Origin of the sequence: Undibacterium sp. MH2W, assembly GCF_049340215.1 — a bacterium.
GTDB lineage: Bacteria > Pseudomonadota > Gammaproteobacteria > Burkholderiales > Burkholderiaceae_D > Undibacterium.
On record NZ_JBMPPA010000001.1, the window covers coordinates 237302 to 255464 of the forward strand.

Sequence of the window (18163 nt, forward strand, 5' to 3'; positions counted from 1 at the left end):
TTTAGACATCCGCAGGGGCAATAGTGTGGTTGGTCGAAGTGATGGGTGCATAGGCGACCGCGTCAGGAAAGAGATCACGTCTGATCGCCGTCAGTGCAGTCAATGCGGTCAACGCTGTCGAGGCTGCCGTCGATGCTTCCTGAGCCGATGAGATCTCATCGGCTTGCGTAGATGCAGCGACTATTTTGCTTGAGGCTATCTCGCGAATACTGTCATCGATGCACGTGAGTAATCGTTGCCCATCGTGAGTGGATGTCGAAAGAAAGACACCCAACTCTCGGAACAAAGGTTTGAATGAGCCGATCTCTTCTTTCAACGATGAGCGGAAACGCAAGAGTTGAACCACATTTAAGCTAAGACGGAAATCAAGCAGCGCATCGATATCTTGTGATGCTGACGCGGTCGATGTCTGTGGTAAGGCTGATAGGCGTGGCGCAAGTTGTGCGACGCGGTCCATCATTTTTGCCGCGATGGTCGCGATCTGCGGAGCGCTCGTGCTGTGAACGAGATCGACCAAGTCTTGACGACCAGCGGCGATTAAGCGGCGTGCTCGCCAATCGCTGTTCACGGCGCTGATCAAGCCTGTGATGATGAGGGCAACGATGACGCCGATTGTTTGCGCGATGGTTGCATTCATGAAGACGCCCACGTCGACCCCAATATTGTCTTGTAATGCAAAACTACCGAGGACGCCCAATGTCATGGAGAGCGATTTTAATCCGTGTTGTGGTCGCGCTAGATAGACGCCGAGAATGAATAATAAGGGAGCAACGCAGAGCGCCATCGTTTCAAAACTGTGGGTCGTTGGGAGAATCCACAAGACATAAAGCGCGGAAAGTGGGACCGACAGTAAGGTGAAATATAAAAAGGTCTTCAGACTCGGAACAGGATTATCTTGTACCGCAAATAAGCAGCAAAAAACCGCTGCCATCATGGCTGAGACGCCACCGGACGGCCATCCTGTTTCTATCCAAAATACGCAGCACCCGAGGATGGCCACAATCGCGGCGGTGGCTGACATCGTTGCCATCCAATAATCATGATGTAAAGGGGTCAGCAAATGTCCTTGTTTGGCGGGCATCGTCTGCGAGGACGGGAATGCACCGCTCGCACTCGATTCGATGGCGGTATAGAGTGTGAGCACATCGTCCATAACACGCACTAATTCTGTTAAGCGACGTACCAAGTTAAGTTGTAATAGATCGAACCAAGTTGCCTTCGCATCGATGGTGGGCATGAGAGCATTGATGGCTTCTTCGATCAACCGTTTTTCTTCGCTGCGCTGTGGGTTGTGTTGGGTGGTATGACTTTGCATCGACCATTGCTGAATGCGGAGAAGCAGGGCGTCCCACTTATCGATGGTAGATGGAGGGACATCGGATGGTTTGGCGGCGCGACATTGCTCTAAACGGTCACGGACACCAGAGAGTAACGGTAAGAGCACAGAGAGGCGCTCGTGCATCGCGTAAATGGCATCTGCAGTCCAGCGTAGATGCGAGGTATCAAATGGCAAATGGATAGCGAGCGCTCTGAGCTCGGCGATATCCGACGCTAGCATTCGTTTATCGTTTTGTAGCCGTTGTCGATCTGCGCCAGCAAAGACGTCGCGTAATGTTTGCTGAATATCACCAACAACGCGGCGAATGCGGCCAAACATGACTGGGCCCCAACTCTGAGGAAAAACCAATCCATGCACCACAGAGCCGCAAACGATCCCGATACTGATTTCTTCTACCCGTGCTAAGGCGACATCAAAGACCACAGAAGGATCATTGACCGATGGAAATCCGATCAGCGCAGCCGTATATCCTGCCAGTAAAAAGATGTAAGAACGCGGCGTCCGATCCAGCAACGAGATGAACAAACAGAGTCCTACCCACAACGCCAACGCAAGCGAGAGTAACTCAGGCGCATTCGCCAGTTGCGGTACGAGAATGACGGTAGTGATTGATCCTAAGACCGTGCCCATCACCCGAAAGACCGCTTTAGACCGCACCGGGCCCGAGAAAGGGTTAGCGATGATATAGCATGTCATCATTGCCCAAAACGGACGTGGCAATGCGAACGCCAAGGCCACATACAGCGCAAGCAACGAAGCAGCGAGGCATTTGAGCGAAAACAGTATTTCGGATGTGGTGGGAAGTTTCACAGTGCGATCGATCTAGTGCTATGCGTTATTGACGTAACAACGTACAGAAAAATGAAACACCGGCAAGGCTCCAAGGTATCTGAATTGCTGCCGGTGTTTTTGAGAGCTACGATAACGTGACCACAGTCACGTCACCATTAAGGATTACGGTACATGGGATCAGGTGTAATGTAAGCGACCACTTTTTGGTTGATCAGACCTGCTGGTGCGACTTGGCCTAATTCAAATGCGCTTACAGTCATTGCCACATCGAAACGCCATGCAAAGCTTTTTTCACCGACGATAAATTTTACTGTCTCGCCTCCGGTGACGCTGACATATTTTGTATCTGGCGTGATGACAATCGTGCGCTGTGCTTCAGAAACCGCAGCAGGGTCGCCTAATAAATCAAGACGTTGAGTTGATGATGTGTCTTGTGCAGAAGCAATATTTGTGGTGATTGCGATGACACCAGCCATAACGGCCAATAACAATGAATTAGTTTTCATGATGCACTCCTCAAGTTTCAAAAAAACGTTCCAGTTGAACCAGGTGCTGAAAATCGATGCAGGTGGAGCCAAGCGGATCGCTGATCCATCAGCGTGTTGTTGTTCTGATGGTGACGGAGTGAAGTGTAGTGACTGGCGGGCGAGGGATAAAGATGATCGGCAGCAATTCATTATTGCTGCAATGAGAATAATCCCCTCAACTCATCCCTCGTTGAGAGGGGATGTGAATACGCCTTCATGCGAAGACGCTTCTTTTTTGAGGGGAGGAGAGGGCGGCTTACTTAACCGGTTGAGCGAAAACAGGCAGACTGACTGCACCAGATTGCCCGATTGCAGCGACACCAAAGACATAGTTATCTTTCGATATACCCTTGAGTACATCATGGTCTATCAGTCCGACATCTTTTGAATGTTGCCAAGTCAGTGCGTTGGGTTCGCGCCAGAGGATCCGGTATCCCTTGACTGATGGATCAACGGGGGCTGACCACACCAGACTCGTATCATTGCTCAGATCAACCACTTTCATCCCCACATCGCGGGGTGCCTGCGGTGCCAATGCGAGATTGCCCATCCCAGCAGCATTGGCGCGAGCAACCCGAGCGATGTAATTGACATCGATAAACTCAGATAAGTCTCCCTGCTGAACGCCATGTTCAATGCGGATATTTTGGTGTTGATGAGAAAAGTTTTCGAAGGGTTCGGTAAACCGGACAGCAGAATAACCGCGCTCCAAAAATGGCATGTGATCGCCGCCCCGCAAAAAGCGGTCTCGGCGGTAAATCAAATTGACATGAAAGCCCGGTAGGTACGCTTCTGCTGTCTCTTTCAAGTAGCGACCGAGCTGATGGGTTGGCGTATCATCGATACCGCCGCTTCGTACGATGGTATCGATGATCTTGCGTGCCTCTTCTGGTGAGCGTGTTGACGTTGTCGAGGATGTCGATGCAGTCCCTTTTTGTGCATCAAGCACATTTTTCAATAGAGGTGTAAAGCCATCCGCAAACAGTCTGACCTGCATGTCATCGCGTTGCCCATCGTCACCGACGGGAGAGCCAATGATGTCGTTATTGAGCATCGCAATGATCGGACGATGTGATTGTGCTGCCACTTCAGCGACATGCTCTGCACCCAGTAATCCTTGTTCCTCACCAGCCACGTTCATAAAGACCAGAGTTGCAGGCCACTCATACGGCGCGAATGCACACGCCATTGCCAACACCGCGGCACTACCAGACGCATCATCGTTCGCACCAGGTGCATCACTCACAATATCAAGCACATCACTCGCCCGTGAATCATAGTGACCACTAACAATGATCACGCGTTCCGGTGTCGCAGTGCCTTTGAGTGTGGCGACTACATTGACGATATTGGTGGGTTGCGGCACCCGTCGACCGACGGGTTCAATGTGCTCATTCAGTGACACCGTCAACCGACCATGGCTCGTTGCCGCACACTTATTCATTTCAGCCGCAATCCACCGCCGCGCCGCCCCAATACCTCGGGTTTCCGAGACGGTATCCGATAGCGTATTGCGCGTGCCAAACGCCACCAAATGGTCGTCATAATACTGAATCTGCGAAGCGGTAATGGCACGCATTACCGCTTCTACTTGCGGGTTGCGGATGACAACAGTGTCTTGTGCAGAAGCGTTGAGTGAAGCAAAAGTCATCAATATTCCGGTCAGAAGTCGCCGCATTGTGTCGTTCTCCATGTTTTCTTTGAATGATGCTACAAAATAGGGAAGCCTAGTTTCCTAGAAAAGAAAAGGCGTTTGTGGGTTGATCCAGTATTTCGATTTAATCTCGATATCTTGTGGTGTGACATGGATGTTTTTGAGACGGATCGACTGACGCTTTTCTAGTTGAAGGCTTTTCAGACCGGCGAACTCCGGATGCGAGAGAAAGAGGTCTCGATACGATCCATCTTCGTATGCTTTTTTAAATCCCATCTCAATCGCCTCATGCAATATCTTATTCTCTTTATTCACAAAAAAGAAAAAGTCATAGTAAGGATAAACAATGACCACATGTTGATCGATCATGAGCGCTGGATTATCTTCGGCATACTGTTTGACATAGCCATGAACACTTCCCGCACCAAACGGAATGTAGTCCATGCGTCCAGAAATCGTCATTTTAAAGAGGGACTCAAACGTACCAACCGCAGTGACCGGGAGGGCGTTATCATCCCAAGCGGTGGCGATGGGCCAACCGACACCCAGACAAGCTTGAAACTTTTGTAGATCGGCGAGTGTTTTTACTTGGTTGAACCTGCTTTGCAGGTCAGTGCGAATCACAGGAATGCGATAGCCTAACAAGCCTCGTGATATGGGTATCATGATCGGCCACAATTGCGATTCGACTTCCGCTGAATTACCGAGCCACGCGACGTCGATATTTTTATTCATGATCTCGACGATCGCACGCGCATCCGTCATCGACTGTGAAGACTTCACAAGTTCAACGTCGAGACCAGATTTCTCTAATGCAAGATTTAAGACCGCAAAACTAAATTGGCGTTGAGGATCTCTACCTTGTAAATTGGCATAAACCACCTTCAGAGGCGTCGCGACAGAAAGACAGGAGAACGACGACAGCAAAAAAGCGAAGAGGATTTTTTTCATGAACAAAAGAGACAAGGGTGATCGACACGTGTACAGCGCGACTATACAGTAGTTGACCTTGCTACACGCGCAGCTGTATTTTCACCGAAGCGATTCAGTTTGACTTATCTCTATTTGACAAAAGACTTTTTATTTTTAATGAATGAAGAAGGGATGATGGATGTGGGTCATTCCTACCACATTAAAAAAACGTGGTAGGAATGCGCGCCCGCTGTAGGTGAAAACCTTTTGTTTGATTTACTCAGGTCTCACATCAAACGGGCGCTGGCGATCTCAATTACCCGCAAGCACCAACATAACCGCAGGAGACACAACGGCTGCAGCCATCAATTTTTTGCAGCGCGTGGGCGCCGCAATCGGGGCATTTTTTGCCTGTTGGGATGTAACTGATCGGCGCACTATCGGCTTCGTAGGCGAGGTCATCTAGGCTGTATTGTTGCATGCGGGCTTTGAATTTTTCTGCCAGAACATGCACTGGAATTTGATTGCCAGAGGCGTCGAGATAGCCGCGTTTCATGAGGATGCGTTGCAATGCGTAGCCAATGGCAGCAACTTCCGATTCGTGGAACAGCGGTGCTTGTGTACCATCATCTTTGGTAATGGTGCCACAGCGAACAGTCCCTTTATCCCATACCACTTCGCGCATATCCGCGAGTGCTTTGGCGATGGAGCCACCAGAACGAGCTGCCATCGATAACAAGCGCATACTTGCTGAAATCCATTGCTGACCGTCATTCTTTTGGCCTGCTGGCATGAAGAACTCAAACGGACGTTCTATCGTGACGCGTTCACCACCGACCATGCCTTGAACGTGGATAAAGCTTACCGTTAGGTACACGGTTTTCTTGCCCTCGTAGGTCATGTATTGAATCTTAGACGTCACCGATTCCAGATCGCCGAATGGACGACCATCGAATTGCTTCCGCAGCAGATCTTCATCCGGCACCACTTTGATTTCTGGTGCTGTTTCTGGTGTGCTCGTGCCGACAGACAAGACGCTACCTAAAATGCTATTCGGACGATACGTTGCCAAACCTTTGAGTCCAGCACGCCATGCGTCGAGATACAGATTCTGGAAGTCGGCGTACGGATAATCTGCAGGTACATTCACGGTTTTAGAAATCGCAGAATCAATGTAAGGCTGTACGACTTGCAGCATCTTCATATGATCGCTGGCAGACATATTGAGCGCGGTAACGAACTGGTGTGGCAATTTGCTGTCGTCAGATACGTCGTTGCCCATTGCGCGGTACAGACGCCATGCGTGATCTGCCACTTCGTAAATGCGTGCGTCACCAACGGCCATGCGTTTTTTACGGTTATAGACCCAAGAGAACGCTGGTTCGATACCGTTGGAGGCGTTATCTGCAAACGCTAAGGTGATCGTGCCCGTTGGCGCGATGGATAACAAGTGAGAATTGCGCAGTCCATTTTTCTTGATGAGAGCGCGCACCTGTTTTGGTAAGCGCTGAGCAAAACTACCTGCGAGGTAATCTTTACTATTGAAGAGTGGGAACGCGCCTTTTTCTTTCGCCAATTCAGCAGAGGCAACGTAGGATGCATCACGCATGGTTTCGGAAACCTGGCGGGCGAATTCACGACCTTCTTCAGAATCATATCGGATGCCCAGCATCACCAGCGCGCTACCCAGACCCAAGAAGCCCAAGCCAACGCGGCGTTTAGACATGGCTTCTGCCTGCTGTTGCGGCAACGGCCATGCGGTGGCATCCAACACGTTGTCGAGCATGCGTGTCGCGACGGTGACGACTTCTTGGAAGGCGTTGAAGTCAAAGTGGCTGACTGCGCTAAATGGGTTTTTGATGAAGCGGGTCAGATTGACAGAGCCAAGGCAGCAGCAACCGTAATCCGGCAGAGGTTGTTCTGCGCAGGGATTGGTGGCTTCGATTTTTTCGCAATAGTAGAGGTTGTTCTCTGCATTCATGCGCGACAAGAATAAAATGCCAGGTTCTGCGTGGTCGTAGGTGGACTTCATCACCACATCCCACAGATCACGTGCACGGACGGTTTCATAGACCCAAATACCGTCTTCACGCTGGTAGGCACCATTGGCTTTTTTGTCTTCGCTTGGCTCTGCTTTATGAACTAGGCAGAAATCGCCGTCGTTCGCCACCGCATGCATAAATTCGTCGGTTACACCGATTGAAATATTGAAGTTCGTTAAGCCGCCTTCGTCTTTCGAGCGGATAAACTCGAGAATGTCTGGATGATCGCCGCGCAATACACCCATCTGCGCACCACGGCGTGCCCCTGCGGATTCGACGGTCGAACAAGAGGCGTTAAATACCTGCATAAACGAGACTGGACCCGACGCACGGGAGCGCGTACCACGGACCAAAGCATCTTTGGGACGGATACTAGAAAAATCGTAACCCACGCCACCACCACGACGCATGGTTTCCGCTGCGTCCGCTAAGGCGGCGTAAATACCTGGCTTGCCATCGGTTGGGCTCGATACAGAGTCACCTACGGGTTGCACGAAGCAGTTGATCAGGGTGGCATGCAAATCCATCCCCGCTGCAGAATTAATGCGACCGGCAGGGACAAAACCATTCTTTTGTGCCCACAGAAATTTTTCTTCATAGTAAGCCTGGGCATCAGCTTGTTCGACGCTGGCTAGGGCTTTGGCAACACGTGCCTGCACATCGTGGATGCTCGCTTCGTTGCCTTTGGCATATTTTTCTAGCAAGACATCAAGGGAGATTTCTTGGGGAGCCATGTCAGTGATTCCTAGGATTTTTTCGTTGGCGTTCATGTTGTGCTTGAGTTGTACTGTGTTTAATCAGAGAGAGTCGTTGGTCTTTTGATGTCGCCGGTCGTGATCATGTCAGACGATGGGCAGTCTGACCGTATCAGTATAGACGGCGAAGACCCCGGCATCTTGACTCTCATCAAGGTGCCGGAATCGGGAGAAATCGGGTGTTTAGATATTGCGTATGAGTAATTGTGCGTTGCTATACATATGACCACCATTGCTGTTGTTACTGCACTTACGCATGATAGCGCGCCGATAAAAACACGACGGCGGTGACATCATAACGACGATTATATGTTCTTGCTTGCCCTAGTGGATGAAGGGTTTCAACACATCCATCGTGCGCGATGTGGCGCCTTGATGTTGTAAAAAGAAAGCGTAGGCGCTGTCGCCCATCTGCTGACGTTGACTTTCATCATCCAATAAAGCCAGTGCTTCTCGTAGCATACTACGGGCACCATCGACCCGCAAAGCCGCTTGTGCAGCAATTGCCTGATCGGTAATTTCAGAAAAATTAAAGGTATGTAATCCTGTCAAAACAGGTTTGCCCATGGCACATGCTTCGATCAGGTTATGGCCGCCTAATGGCACCAGACTTCCGCCGACAAACGCAACGTCCGACATGGCGTAATACATGTACATTTCGCCCATGCTGTCCCCGAGCACCACTTGAACAGAGTTTGAAACGGACGTCACAATATCGTGGTCAAGCGCAGAACGCCTGATGTACGAAATGCCACGTTCTTCGATCATTTGTGCGACCTGATCAAAGCGTTGTGGGTGGCGAGGGGTGATCATTAAGAGTGGTGCATTCTCTAGCATCGGTATTTTTTCGAGGAACGCATCCAAAATCAGTTCTTCTTCACCGTCTCTTGTACTAGCACACAACACCACCGGACGTGCGCCGAGGCTGCGCCGAAGGGCAATGCCGCGTTCTTTCATGCTAGCGGGTGGCGTGACATCGAATTTGATATTACCCGTAATCAACGGATGGGCGATGCCGAGTGCTGTGAGACGTTCGGCATCGGGTGTTGATTGTGCGGCAACAGCACTAATGGCATGGGCAGCAGGCAGGATCAGCGATGCCATTCGTTGTGCTTTATGGAGTGATTTTTCTGATAATCGCGCGTTGACCAGTGTCACTGGTACCTGATGCACTTGGCATTGAGCGATCAGGTTAGGCCAGACTTCGGTTTCAATTAACACGCACAATTGTGGTGAGAAATGCCGCAAGAAACGGCGCATCATCCAATTGATGTCGTACGGCAAATAAGACTGATGCAAACGGTCTTGGACATCGGCAAAGAGTTTTCCGCCCGTTTCACGTCCCGTCGCCGTCATGTGCGTAAGCACAAGATGATGCTGCGGATAGGTTGTCAATAATGCGCGGATTAAGGGTTCTGCCGCGCGGGTTTCGCCCGCAGAGACGGCATGGACCCAGATCGTTGCTGTGCCGGTGTAGCGAGGAAAAAAACTGAGGCGCTCAGCAATATGCTGCCGGTAGCCGGGTTCCTTGCGGCCACGCCACCACAAACGACATAACGCAAAGGGCAGGGATAAGCCCCAGATCAAGGAATAAAGAAGGCGCATTAACAAAATTCTAAAAAGAAGTCAGTGATATTGTTCATTTTTTAGCGTTCACCAGCACGATACCACCGAGTACCATGATCGCACCAATAGCAAAACGTGGGCTGATCGCATCATGCATCAGGATCATGCCTGCCGCTACACCAAACAGTGGTGTCAGGAACGAAAAAACAGATAAACGTGACACCAGATAGCGACGCATGAGCCAGAACCATGCCAGGTAACTCGCGAACGCCACGATCACGCTCTGAAAAAACATGCTGATCCATGTGATGTGATCCCATGCTGCCCATGGTTCGCCACGCCACAGCACGATGCCAGTTAACAACACGGCGGCCCCCGCCAACTGATAAAACAGCGTGGTGGTTGGCTCCGCCTCAGAGAGACTCGAAAACCGGATCGTCAATGTCGTCGCCGACCAGAGCAATGCTGCCAACACCCCCAAACCGTCCCCCATCAGCATCGACTGCAGTGCCCCTGTTGGGAGTGCCATCGCGCCCGAAAAAGCGATAGCGATCCCGACAAACGCTGCAAGCACACCCATCCATTGCCATGCACGAAGGCGTTCTCCGGGGATGGTTGTATGGAGCCCGATGACGGTAAAAATCGGTGCCGTATATAAAAACACGGACATATGCGACGCTGTGGTCAGTGTCAGCCCATAAGAGACACACAAAAATTCTAAGGCAAAGAATAATCCTGCCAATAATCCTGGGAGCACATGCCGGTCACGGAGAGAAAATGGAATCTGTTTCCATCGAATCAGAGCGAGTACTAACATCGCTGCGATGCCAGATCGCAAGCCTAACTGTAAGGTGGCGCTGATGACAGGTGTTGCTAGTTTGACAGCGACTTGCTGCAATCCCCAGCATACGCACAGGAGCAGCATGATACAAATCGCATTGGCGTCAAGATGTTGTCGTGTAGTCATTCAAAGAGCGTTCTCAAATCAGGACGACGGAATATACCTGAAATTGCAGCTCTCGGTGCTGTTGAAAGCCATTGGCAGGCGGAAGATTGGCAAAAAAATGCCGAAATCGTGTGTAAATAACAAGACCCCTGTGCAGTCGACCGCCGAGGATGCATTAATTTGATGACAAATTGGACATGCTGTGGTGTGGTCGACAGGTTAGTGAGGGGTTACCTTCGTCTGCGCCATCAATTGCTTCACGGCAGTGATGACCTCCTCGGCTGACGGCGGTACACCTGCATCACCTAGATTGATGATCTTGTCAGACCAGTTCCCTTCCGTTTTCCATTTGGGCGATGCGCAATAGATTTCGACGGTCGGTGTTTCATATGCCGCAGCGATATGGGTTAGACCAGTATCAACGCCAACGGTCAAGGCAGCAGACTGCGCGAGCAGCGTTGCTTCTTGCATCGATAAAGCGGGAAGGACCGTCGCATTGGGCATGGCCAACGCCATGGCTTCTGCTTCAGCCTTTTCAGCGGCGTTGCCCCATGGAAGAAGCACCGGCAAATCATCACGTGCTAATGCAGCTGCTACCTGAATCCAGTGAGCACGTGCCCACTTCTTTGCTGCACCCGCCGTGCCATGAAAAAACACGGCATACGGTTGTGTCGGTAACCACGTTGGGTGACCCCCTGGTGCGAGCAGACCAAAACTCGCAGGGGTTTCCACGGCATAGCCAGCCGCTGCCGCGGCGACCAAGCGTCCGCGGAGAACAGCATGGGTGCGGCGGTCTACCGGCACACTTAGGTCATGAAATAGGCGTGAAATGCCCTCGTAACCCGATCCTTCTGTGCCATTGGCGAGTCCGACTTTCTTTCCTCCGGCAACAACCCGCGCCATTCCCATGATGATGCCTGTCTTTAACAAGCCTTGGGTTTCGATCACGAGGTCGTATTCTTCTGCACGCACTTGCTGATAAAACTGTTTCATCTCCGCTCGGGTGCCAGCTGAGAACAGGCTTTTACGCCAGCGTCGGAGTCCAAAGGGAATAATTTTTCGTACGCCAGGATGCAAACGTACGAGATTGACGTAGCCTTCCTCTACGACCCAATCAATCTGCGCTCCTTTGCAATGACGATGTAAATCATCAACAACGGGCATGTTATGCAAGACATCGCCGAGGGAAGAGACGCGGATGAGAAGAATTTTCACGAGAAGAGGAAATCAGTTAAGAGGTTAGCGATGACAGTGATGACGGCGTCGATAATGGCGCATCGGAGACATGGTGTCATTAAAAATATACTCCCCGGTGTATGCTTAAAAACGACCCATTTTGTCCTTGCAGATAAATGGGGGTTTAAAAATACTAGGGGGAGTATCTAAATTGCCGTTGTTAGAACGGCAATTGTGCGTCTGGTTTCACGGCAACAATCGCTTCTTTCAACGCACCTTGAATACGTGCCAGCGCCGCCGGTGTTTCTGCTTCAAAACGCATCACGATCACTGGGGTGGTGTTGGAAGAACGAGCCAAGCCAAAACCATCAGGATATTCGACACGCAGGCCGTCGATGGTGATGACTTCATCCGCGCCAGGGAAATTCGCATTGGCTTGCATCGCAGCGATGATGCGGAAATTTTCACCTTCTGTCAGTTGCAATTGCAATTCTGGTGTGGAGGCGGATTGTGGCAATTGATTCAGTGTCGCGGTCATATCGGCAACGCGGCTCAAAATTTCCAGCAAACGTGCACCTGCATACAAGCCATCGTCAAATCCATACCAGCGATCTTTAAAGAAAATATGGCCACTCATTTCGCCACCGAGTGGTGAGCCTGTTTCACGTAATTTGGCTTTCACCAGTGAGTGACCTGTTTTCCACATCAATGGCACACCACCGCGTGCTTTTACCCATGCAGAGATATGACGAGTACATTTCACGTCATACAAAATCTGTGCACCTGGGTTACGTGTCAGCACGTCTTCTGCGAACAACATCAATTGACGATCTGGGTAGATGATCTGTCCGTCTTTGGTCACGACACCTAAGCGATCGCCGTCACCGTCAAATGCCAAGCCAATTTCGGCGTCGGTTGTTTGCAGGCAGCGAATTAAGTCTTGTAAGTTCTCTGGGTGGGCGGGATCTGGGTGATGGTTAGGGAATGTGCCATCCACTTCGCAGAATAATTCAATGACTTCGCAGCCCATGCCACGATACAAATCTGCTGCATAGGCACCGGCAACGCCATTACCGCAATCGACCGCAATCTTGATTGGACGTGTCAGTTTTACGTCGCCAATAATGCGTTCCAAATAAGTGGCTTTGATATCGTGCGTGCGATAACTGCCTGCACCCGTCACGAACGCTTTATTCAGGATCGCTTGATACAGACCTTGAATCGCGTCGCCGTAAATCGCTTCACCTGCCAGTACCATTTTGAACCCATTGTAATCAGGTGGGTTATGGCTACCAGTGACCATGATACCGGAGGCTGCACCCAACACGTTCGTGCCGAAATACACCATCGGAGTGACCACAACGCCGAGGTCAATGACATCAACGCCTGTCGATTGCAACCCTTTTGCCAGTGCAGCGATCAGTTCAGGGCCAGAAAGACGACCATCACGGCCGATCACGACAGCTTTTTCACCTTTTGCCAATGCGGCGGTGCCAAAGGCTTGGCCGATTTGATAGGCGACATCGGCGTCGAGCGTTTTACCAATAATGCCCCGGATATCGTAGGCTTTAAAAATGCTAGGAGAGAGGAGGGACATAGCGACCTTAAAAATGTTGAATCGTTAGTAAGTGAGTAAATAGAAAGGGTAAAAGCATGAAATCCAGAATTCTTTTTAAGATAACAGACGCAGTTTGCGTTTTTCGGCACCGTCCTCTTGCGCTGATGTAGCGAGGTGATCGACTGTTTTCCCTTCAGTGGCTTGCCAGATAAAATCTTCAATACCGCACTGAGGTTGATATTCTGCCACTATTTTCATGAGCAAAGTACGAATTTCAGTATAGTTAAACGTATCGCATGCTTGTTCTAGTTCTTGTAGGAAATGTTCAAGCTGATCCCATGGGATACTCTTCTCTTGGGCACGCATAATGAGTGGATGACTGGTTCCCTCGACATTGTCGCCTATGAGCAGTTCCTCAAAGAGTTTTTCACCAGGACGCAGGCCAACGTGCTGAATCTCAATCGTGCCATCGGGATTGCTATCGTTTTTAATTTCCAATCCACTCAAATGCACCATGCGGCGTGCCAGATCGATGATTTTGACCGGTTCACCCATGTCAAGGACAAACACCTCGCCGCCTTCCCCCATGGCACCTGCCTGCAAGACCAATTGTGCAGCTTCCGGAATCGTCATGAAGTAACGGGTGATTTCAGGATGCGTGAGGGTGATCGGTCCACCTTCCATGATTTGCTTGCGGAAGAGTGGCACCACCGAGCCAGAGGAGCCCAACACATTACCAAAGCGCACCATGCAAAAACGGGTCGTTTGTTGTTTGTTGGCGCAGGCCTGCAAGATTAACTCAGCAAGACGTTTGGTGGTGCCCATGACGTTGGTAGGGCGGACTGCTTTGTCAGTTGAAATCAACACAACATTGCGCACTTGCGCTCGCATCGCGGCCTGTGCAACTTGCAACGTGCCAAAGACGTTGTTGCGGATGCCTTCGATGGGGTTGTGTTCGACGAGTGGCACATGCTTATAGGCCGCGGCGTGGTATAGCGTATCAACGTGGTAGGCAGAAAAAATTCTGTCGAGCTTTGCTGCATCGAGTACCGTTCCTAAAAAGGGAATAATCTCCGTTTCAAGAGCGAGTTGATTGCGTAGGGTAGTGAGCTCTTGCTCAATGGTGTACAACGCGTATTCAGACATTTCCAGCAAAATGAGTCTCGCAGGGCGCTGGCAGATAATCTGGCGACATAATTCCGAGCCAATCGACCCACCCGCACCCGTCACCATGACGTGTTTGTGTGTGATGCAGGCAGCAAGCAAGCGGCTATCCGGCGCAACCTGATCACGTCCCAATAGATCTTCAATTTCAACATCACGGATGTCCTGCACCCGTAGTTCGCCATTGACCAAACTCTGAATGGAGGGCGTTACCTTAATCTTCAGTTTCAAGTGTTCCAGTTGATCCAGAATTTGCTTTTGACGATTACGGGAAATCGAAGGGAGCGCTAAGAGAATTTGTTTAATGTCACGCTTAGTCACAAGCCAGTCAAGGTCGGTCGGGCTGTAGACTTTGATGCCGGCAATCGTTGAGCCTTGAATGTGTTTGTTATCGTCAACGAATGCGACGCAATAGTACTCGCCGCCAGTTTTTAATGCAGCGGCCAAGAGCGCACCTGCTTTGCCGCCACCGTAGATGCAGACTGGAATCGCATTGTCAGACATGCCCGCATTAATCAGCCAACCCCGCACCATAAAACGGCTCGCAGACAGATAGATCATTGCCCCCGCCCAGTAATAACCGAAAATGGCGCGCGAAATAGGGAGAATATGCAACATGATCCCAACGAACGTCAGTAAGAAAACCGTCGTGCTGACGCCAATCAAAATCGTACTGATGATCTTTTGATCGATAAACCGTAATACAGCGCGATATAAGCCAATACGCATAAAGACGGGGACTGAGATTAACGGCGTCGCGACGATCAGTCCTAGATAATGATGGAATAATTCGGCATTAAAACCTTCATATCGCAATGAGATCGCCAGTATAAAAATGACCGGCAAACACACCGCATCCAGACTGGCGGACAGCACTTGTTTCTGCAGACGGGACATGCTGAGGAGGGACGTGCTCAGGAGGGAGTGAAGCATCGGTTGTCTACTTTCTCGCGAAGGCCATGGACATCGGGGATTTAATGCGTGATACCGTCACGCCGTACGACTTTAAAAAACGTCATCCACAAAATTCGGATGTCGAGCCATAAGGACTGATGTTGCAGGTAATACGCGTCCAATTCAACTTTGACCGGAATCGGCAACTCATCTCTGCCATTCACTTGCGCCCAACCCGTTAATCCCGGTGGGATGGTATGTACTTGTTTTTCAGTGCGCATCGCGATCAGATCATCCTGATTAAAAAGCGCCGGACGCGGCCCGACAAAGCTCATGTCACCAGTCAGAATACTCCACAATTGTGGCAGTTCATCGAGGCTTGATTTGCGAATGAACGAACCAATTGGCGTGAGGTATTGATCTGGATTCGTCAACAGATGCGTTGCGACCGCAGGCGTGTCGATTTGCATACTGCGAAACTTTGGCATCTTAAAAATGACATTATTTTTGCCGACCCGATTTGACCAATAAACGATGGGCCCTCGTGAGGTCAATTTGACGCATAGCGCCGTCAGTATCAACGGTATCGCTAAAATCACGGTCGCGATGAGTGCCAAAAAAAGATCAAAAAAACGTTTTATCATGACGCGACTGTTTTAAGTTGAGCTGGCGTATGCAACGCTTCAACGGTGGCGCGCAAACCTTCTTCGACTGAATAGGGTGGCGTCCAACCGAGCAATTGTTGTGCTTTACGAATGTCCACTTGCAACGACCCACACAACCGATCGGAGACAGCTTGTTTCCCAACGAGAGCCGCAAGCAGTATTAACAAGCGAGGAGGAAAGGGCAATAGGCGCGCTTGCGTGTTCATTGCTTGGGCGCTGAGTTGCAACAACTCTGGCGTTGATAAATCGTGATTGTCTGAGACCAAAAATACCTGCTGGGCGGCTTGCGGGTGATGCATACAACAGAGAATCAAGCTGACGAGATTACCGAGATAAACCAAGCTACGTTTGTTGCGGATACGACCGAACGGCAACGGCACGCCCTTACGCACCCATTGCAGCATACTGGCAAAGTTCGCCTTGACGCCCGGACCATAAATCAATGGAGGGCGGATAATCGTGACACGCAATCCAGTCCTTTCGCCCAGCGCTAAGAGCGCCTGTTCTGCTTCATATTTAGATACACCGTAGGGATCTGTAGCCGCTGGTGCAGAGGCCTCGGAATAAGGGTGTCCCAATTGCGTTCCATCGCCATTGACTTTCACCGAGCTAAGATAAATGAACTGTTTAACCCCTGCTTGCGCTGCTTGTTCTGCTAGCTGCAGGGTTGCGGCCACATTTACCTGCCGGAACAAGGCGAGGGGATGTGCCGTAGTTTCATGCATCACATGCACGCGAGCGGCGCAATGGATGACCACGTCAACACCCTGCAGGTGGGGTGACCAATCGGTTGTCGGCGATAACTCTCCAGTCTGCGGATTGGCCACATCAGGTGCTAGCCAGTCTAGAGGACGTCGGCTTGGACAGACTAAGCGCTCACCGCGGTCAAGAAGCGCGTTGTAGATTGCTCGACCCACAAAGCCGCTGGCGCCAGTTAATAAAACCCTATGCTGCTGCATGCCTGTTACCACGATAGACAAAATATTTACGGAAGATAAATTTGATAAAGCTACGAATAAACCAGTTCGCATGACGCGAGGCGACATTACGATTTTTTCTCGCTGCGCTATGTAATGCTTTTAATTGCGGATAAAAACGGACACCTTTGCCAGTCAATAAGCGCGAGCGATAACACAAATCGACGTCTTCAAAATACATGAAGTAGCGGTCGTCAAAGCCTTGTAGGCGTTGATAGTGCTCAGCCTCAAATGCTAAAAATGCACCGGAGGCCCAGTCACTCCATCCTGCAGTCGGGTAGGTGGCTTTGTCGTAGGGCTCGGTTAACGAGCGAACCCACGCCATCCTCACGGGCGACAAAAAGTCTGGGAAACGACGAATATTCGCGTCAGGTGTTTGGTATTGTGGGTCGCGATACAAGTTCAGCGTCGCAAGCGGCACCGCATCCTGACGCATGTGTTCGATGAGTGCCAGAATGGTCGCTTGATCGGTGCAGACATCGGGGTTCATGACGATAAAAAAGTCGCCTTTTTCGATTCCCACACTATTTTTAATCTGCGAAAACAAGAAATTATTATTAGCACCAAAGCCTAAGCCCGGCGATGCATCGGTGTACGAGACCCGATGGTGTTGGCAATGCGCTTTGAGTGCGGCCGATGGTTGATTATCTTTAATCCAGACGTGAATATCATCCCCCGCGTCCTGTAGTCCACCTACGGCGCTGCCGATCAACAGGTCTTCGTGACCATGGCTGACAATGGCAATATGAATCATGCGGGTACTTCCATCGCAAACTGTAGTGTAATCATCCAGATTTTTCTTATGAGTGAAGCCAGGTTAGTGCTTTTTGGCAATATTCCTTGGGTGTGCCGAATCAACAATGATGCACGGTGACCAGTGATGGTGCGAGTCCGTAGGATGAGAAAAGATCGCTTGATCGCTCACATTGTGACCGCCTTGCAGCCAACCCGTCTGATCGCGATTTTACTGGAGTTTGGAGGAAATACGCCAGAAATGAGGGGGTTTTCGGTATCACAGAGTCCAAAATCGGTCATCTTGGGCAGTCAGGTGATGCGGATGAAGGGCCGAAGCCCTTCCAAAAGGGGGAAATGACCGTCAGTCAGCTTGCCCATTTGCTCATTTAAACATGACAGGACCTAGTTGCCTTCGATTCGCGATAAGCAAATCCAGACAGTGGCAACAATCGTGTAAGTAA

The 18163-nt window shown here is 50.5% G+C and carries 13 protein-coding genes; all 13 read right to left on the reverse strand.

What is annotated here, in order from left to right; genetic code table 11:
• Position 1: 1 nt before the first annotated feature.
• The 13 genes from ACO0K2_RS01080 to ACO0K2_RS01140 all read right to left on the reverse strand — a co-directional run bounded on the left by ACO0K2_RS01080 (position 2) and on the right by ACO0K2_RS01140 (position 17721).
• Positions 2-2149: an FUSC family protein gene (locus tag ACO0K2_RS01080; protein ID WP_423014857.1), complete on the reverse strand. Its 2148-nt coding sequence runs from the start codon at positions 2147-2149 to the stop codon at positions 2-4.
• A 137-nt stretch (positions 2150-2286) separates the two neighbouring features.
• A complete protein-coding gene (locus ACO0K2_RS01085; protein ID WP_423014859.1) occupies positions 2287-2637 on the reverse strand; it encodes a CzcE family metal-binding protein in 351 nt (116 codons plus the stop codon).
• A 277-nt stretch (positions 2638-2914) separates the two neighbouring features.
• Positions 2915-4309, reverse strand: coding sequence for a M28 family metallopeptidase (locus ACO0K2_RS01090; protein ID WP_423014861.1), 1395 nt, complete (start codon positions 4307-4309; stop codon positions 2915-2917).
• A gap of 84 nt (positions 4310-4393) precedes the next feature.
• On the reverse strand, positions 4394-5263 hold the full coding sequence (locus tag ACO0K2_RS01095; protein ID WP_423014863.1) for a hypothetical protein: 870 nt from the start codon (positions 5261-5263) through the stop codon (positions 4394-4396).
• A 277-nt stretch (positions 5264-5540) separates the two neighbouring features.
• A complete protein-coding gene (locus tag ACO0K2_RS01100; protein WP_423014865.1) occupies positions 5541-8036 on the reverse strand; it encodes an adenosylcobalamin-dependent ribonucleoside-diphosphate reductase in 2496 nt (831 codons plus the stop codon).
• Positions 8037-8345: 309 nt separating this feature from the next.
• Complete coding sequence (waaA, locus tag ACO0K2_RS01105; RefSeq protein WP_423014867.1) at positions 8346-9626, reverse strand: lipid IV(A) 3-deoxy-D-manno-octulosonic acid transferase; 1281 nt, start codon at positions 9624-9626, stop codon at positions 8346-8348.
• Between the two features lie 34 nt (positions 9627-9660).
• On the reverse strand, positions 9661-10554 hold the full coding sequence (locus tag ACO0K2_RS01110) for a DMT family transporter (RefSeq protein WP_423014869.1): 894 nt from the start codon (positions 10552-10554) through the stop codon (positions 9661-9663).
• Positions 10555-10752: 198 nt separating this feature from the next.
• Positions 10753-11748, reverse strand: coding sequence for a lipopolysaccharide heptosyltransferase I (gene waaC, locus ACO0K2_RS01115; RefSeq protein WP_423014871.1), 996 nt, complete (start codon positions 11746-11748; stop codon positions 10753-10755).
• A 181-nt stretch (positions 11749-11929) separates the two neighbouring features.
• Positions 11930-13306 (reverse strand): phosphomannomutase/phosphoglucomutase, encoded by a 1377-nt coding sequence (locus ACO0K2_RS01120; RefSeq protein WP_423014873.1) that lies wholly within the window; start codon positions 13304-13306, stop codon positions 11930-11932.
• Positions 13307-13381: 75 nt separating this feature from the next.
• Positions 13382-15364, reverse strand: coding sequence for a polysaccharide biosynthesis protein (locus ACO0K2_RS01125; protein WP_423014875.1), 1983 nt, complete (start codon positions 15362-15364; stop codon positions 13382-13384).
• A gap of 41 nt (positions 15365-15405) precedes the next feature.
• Positions 15406-15966, reverse strand: coding sequence for a sugar transferase (locus ACO0K2_RS01130; protein ID WP_423016119.1), 561 nt, complete (start codon positions 15964-15966; stop codon positions 15406-15408).
• On the reverse strand, positions 15966-16949 hold the full coding sequence (locus tag ACO0K2_RS01135; RefSeq protein ID WP_423014877.1) for a UDP-glucose 4-epimerase family protein: 984 nt from the start codon (positions 16947-16949) through the stop codon (positions 15966-15968). Before ACO0K2_RS01135 ends, ACO0K2_RS01130 begins: the two co-directional genes overlap by 1 nt.
• The gene (locus ACO0K2_RS01140) at positions 16936-17721 is read right to left on the reverse strand and encodes a hypothetical protein (RefSeq protein WP_423014879.1); all 786 of its coding nucleotides are present in this window, start codon (positions 17719-17721) and stop codon (positions 16936-16938) included. The genes ACO0K2_RS01135 and ACO0K2_RS01140 overlap by 14 nt, the downstream gene beginning before the upstream one ends.
• Positions 17722-18163 lie beyond the last annotated feature (442 nt).

Excerpts from the sequence above, each read along its gene's own strand:
- ACO0K2_RS01085 (WP_423014859.1), bottom strand. The coding sequence starts at position 2,637 with ATGAAAACTAATTCATTGTTATTGGCCGTTATGGCTGGTGTCATCGCA.
- ACO0K2_RS01140 (WP_423014879.1), bottom strand. The coding sequence starts at position 17,721 with ATGATTCATATTGCCATTGTCAGCCATGGTCACGAAGACCTGTTGATC.
- waaA (WP_423014867.1), bottom strand. The coding sequence starts at position 9,626 with ATGCGCCTTCTTTATTCCTTGATCTGGGGCTTATCCCTGCCCTTTGCG.
- ACO0K2_RS01110 (WP_423014869.1), bottom strand. The coding sequence starts at position 10,554 with ATGACTACACGACAACATCTTGACGCCAATGCGATTTGTATCATGCTG.
- ACO0K2_RS01100 (WP_423014865.1), bottom strand. The coding sequence starts at position 8,036 with ATGAACGCCAACGAAAAAATCCTAGGAATCACTGACATGGCTCCCCAA.
- ACO0K2_RS01125 (WP_423014875.1), bottom strand. The coding sequence starts at position 15,364 with ATGCTTCACTCCCTCCTGAGCACGTCCCTCCTCAGCATGTCCCGTCTG.
- ACO0K2_RS01135 (WP_423014877.1), bottom strand. The coding sequence starts at position 16,949 with ATGCAGCAGCATAGGGTTTTATTAACTGGCGCCAGCGGCTTTGTGGGT.
- ACO0K2_RS01120 (WP_423014873.1), bottom strand. The coding sequence starts at position 13,306 with ATGTCCCTCCTCTCTCCTAGCATTTTTAAAGCCTACGATATCCGGGGC.
- ACO0K2_RS01095 (WP_423014863.1), bottom strand. The coding sequence starts at position 5,263 with ATGAAAAAAATCCTCTTCGCTTTTTTGCTGTCGTCGTTCTCCTGTCTT.
- ACO0K2_RS01090 (WP_423014861.1), bottom strand. The coding sequence starts at position 4,309 with ATGACTTTTGCTTCACTCAACGCTTCTGCACAAGACACTGTTGTCATC.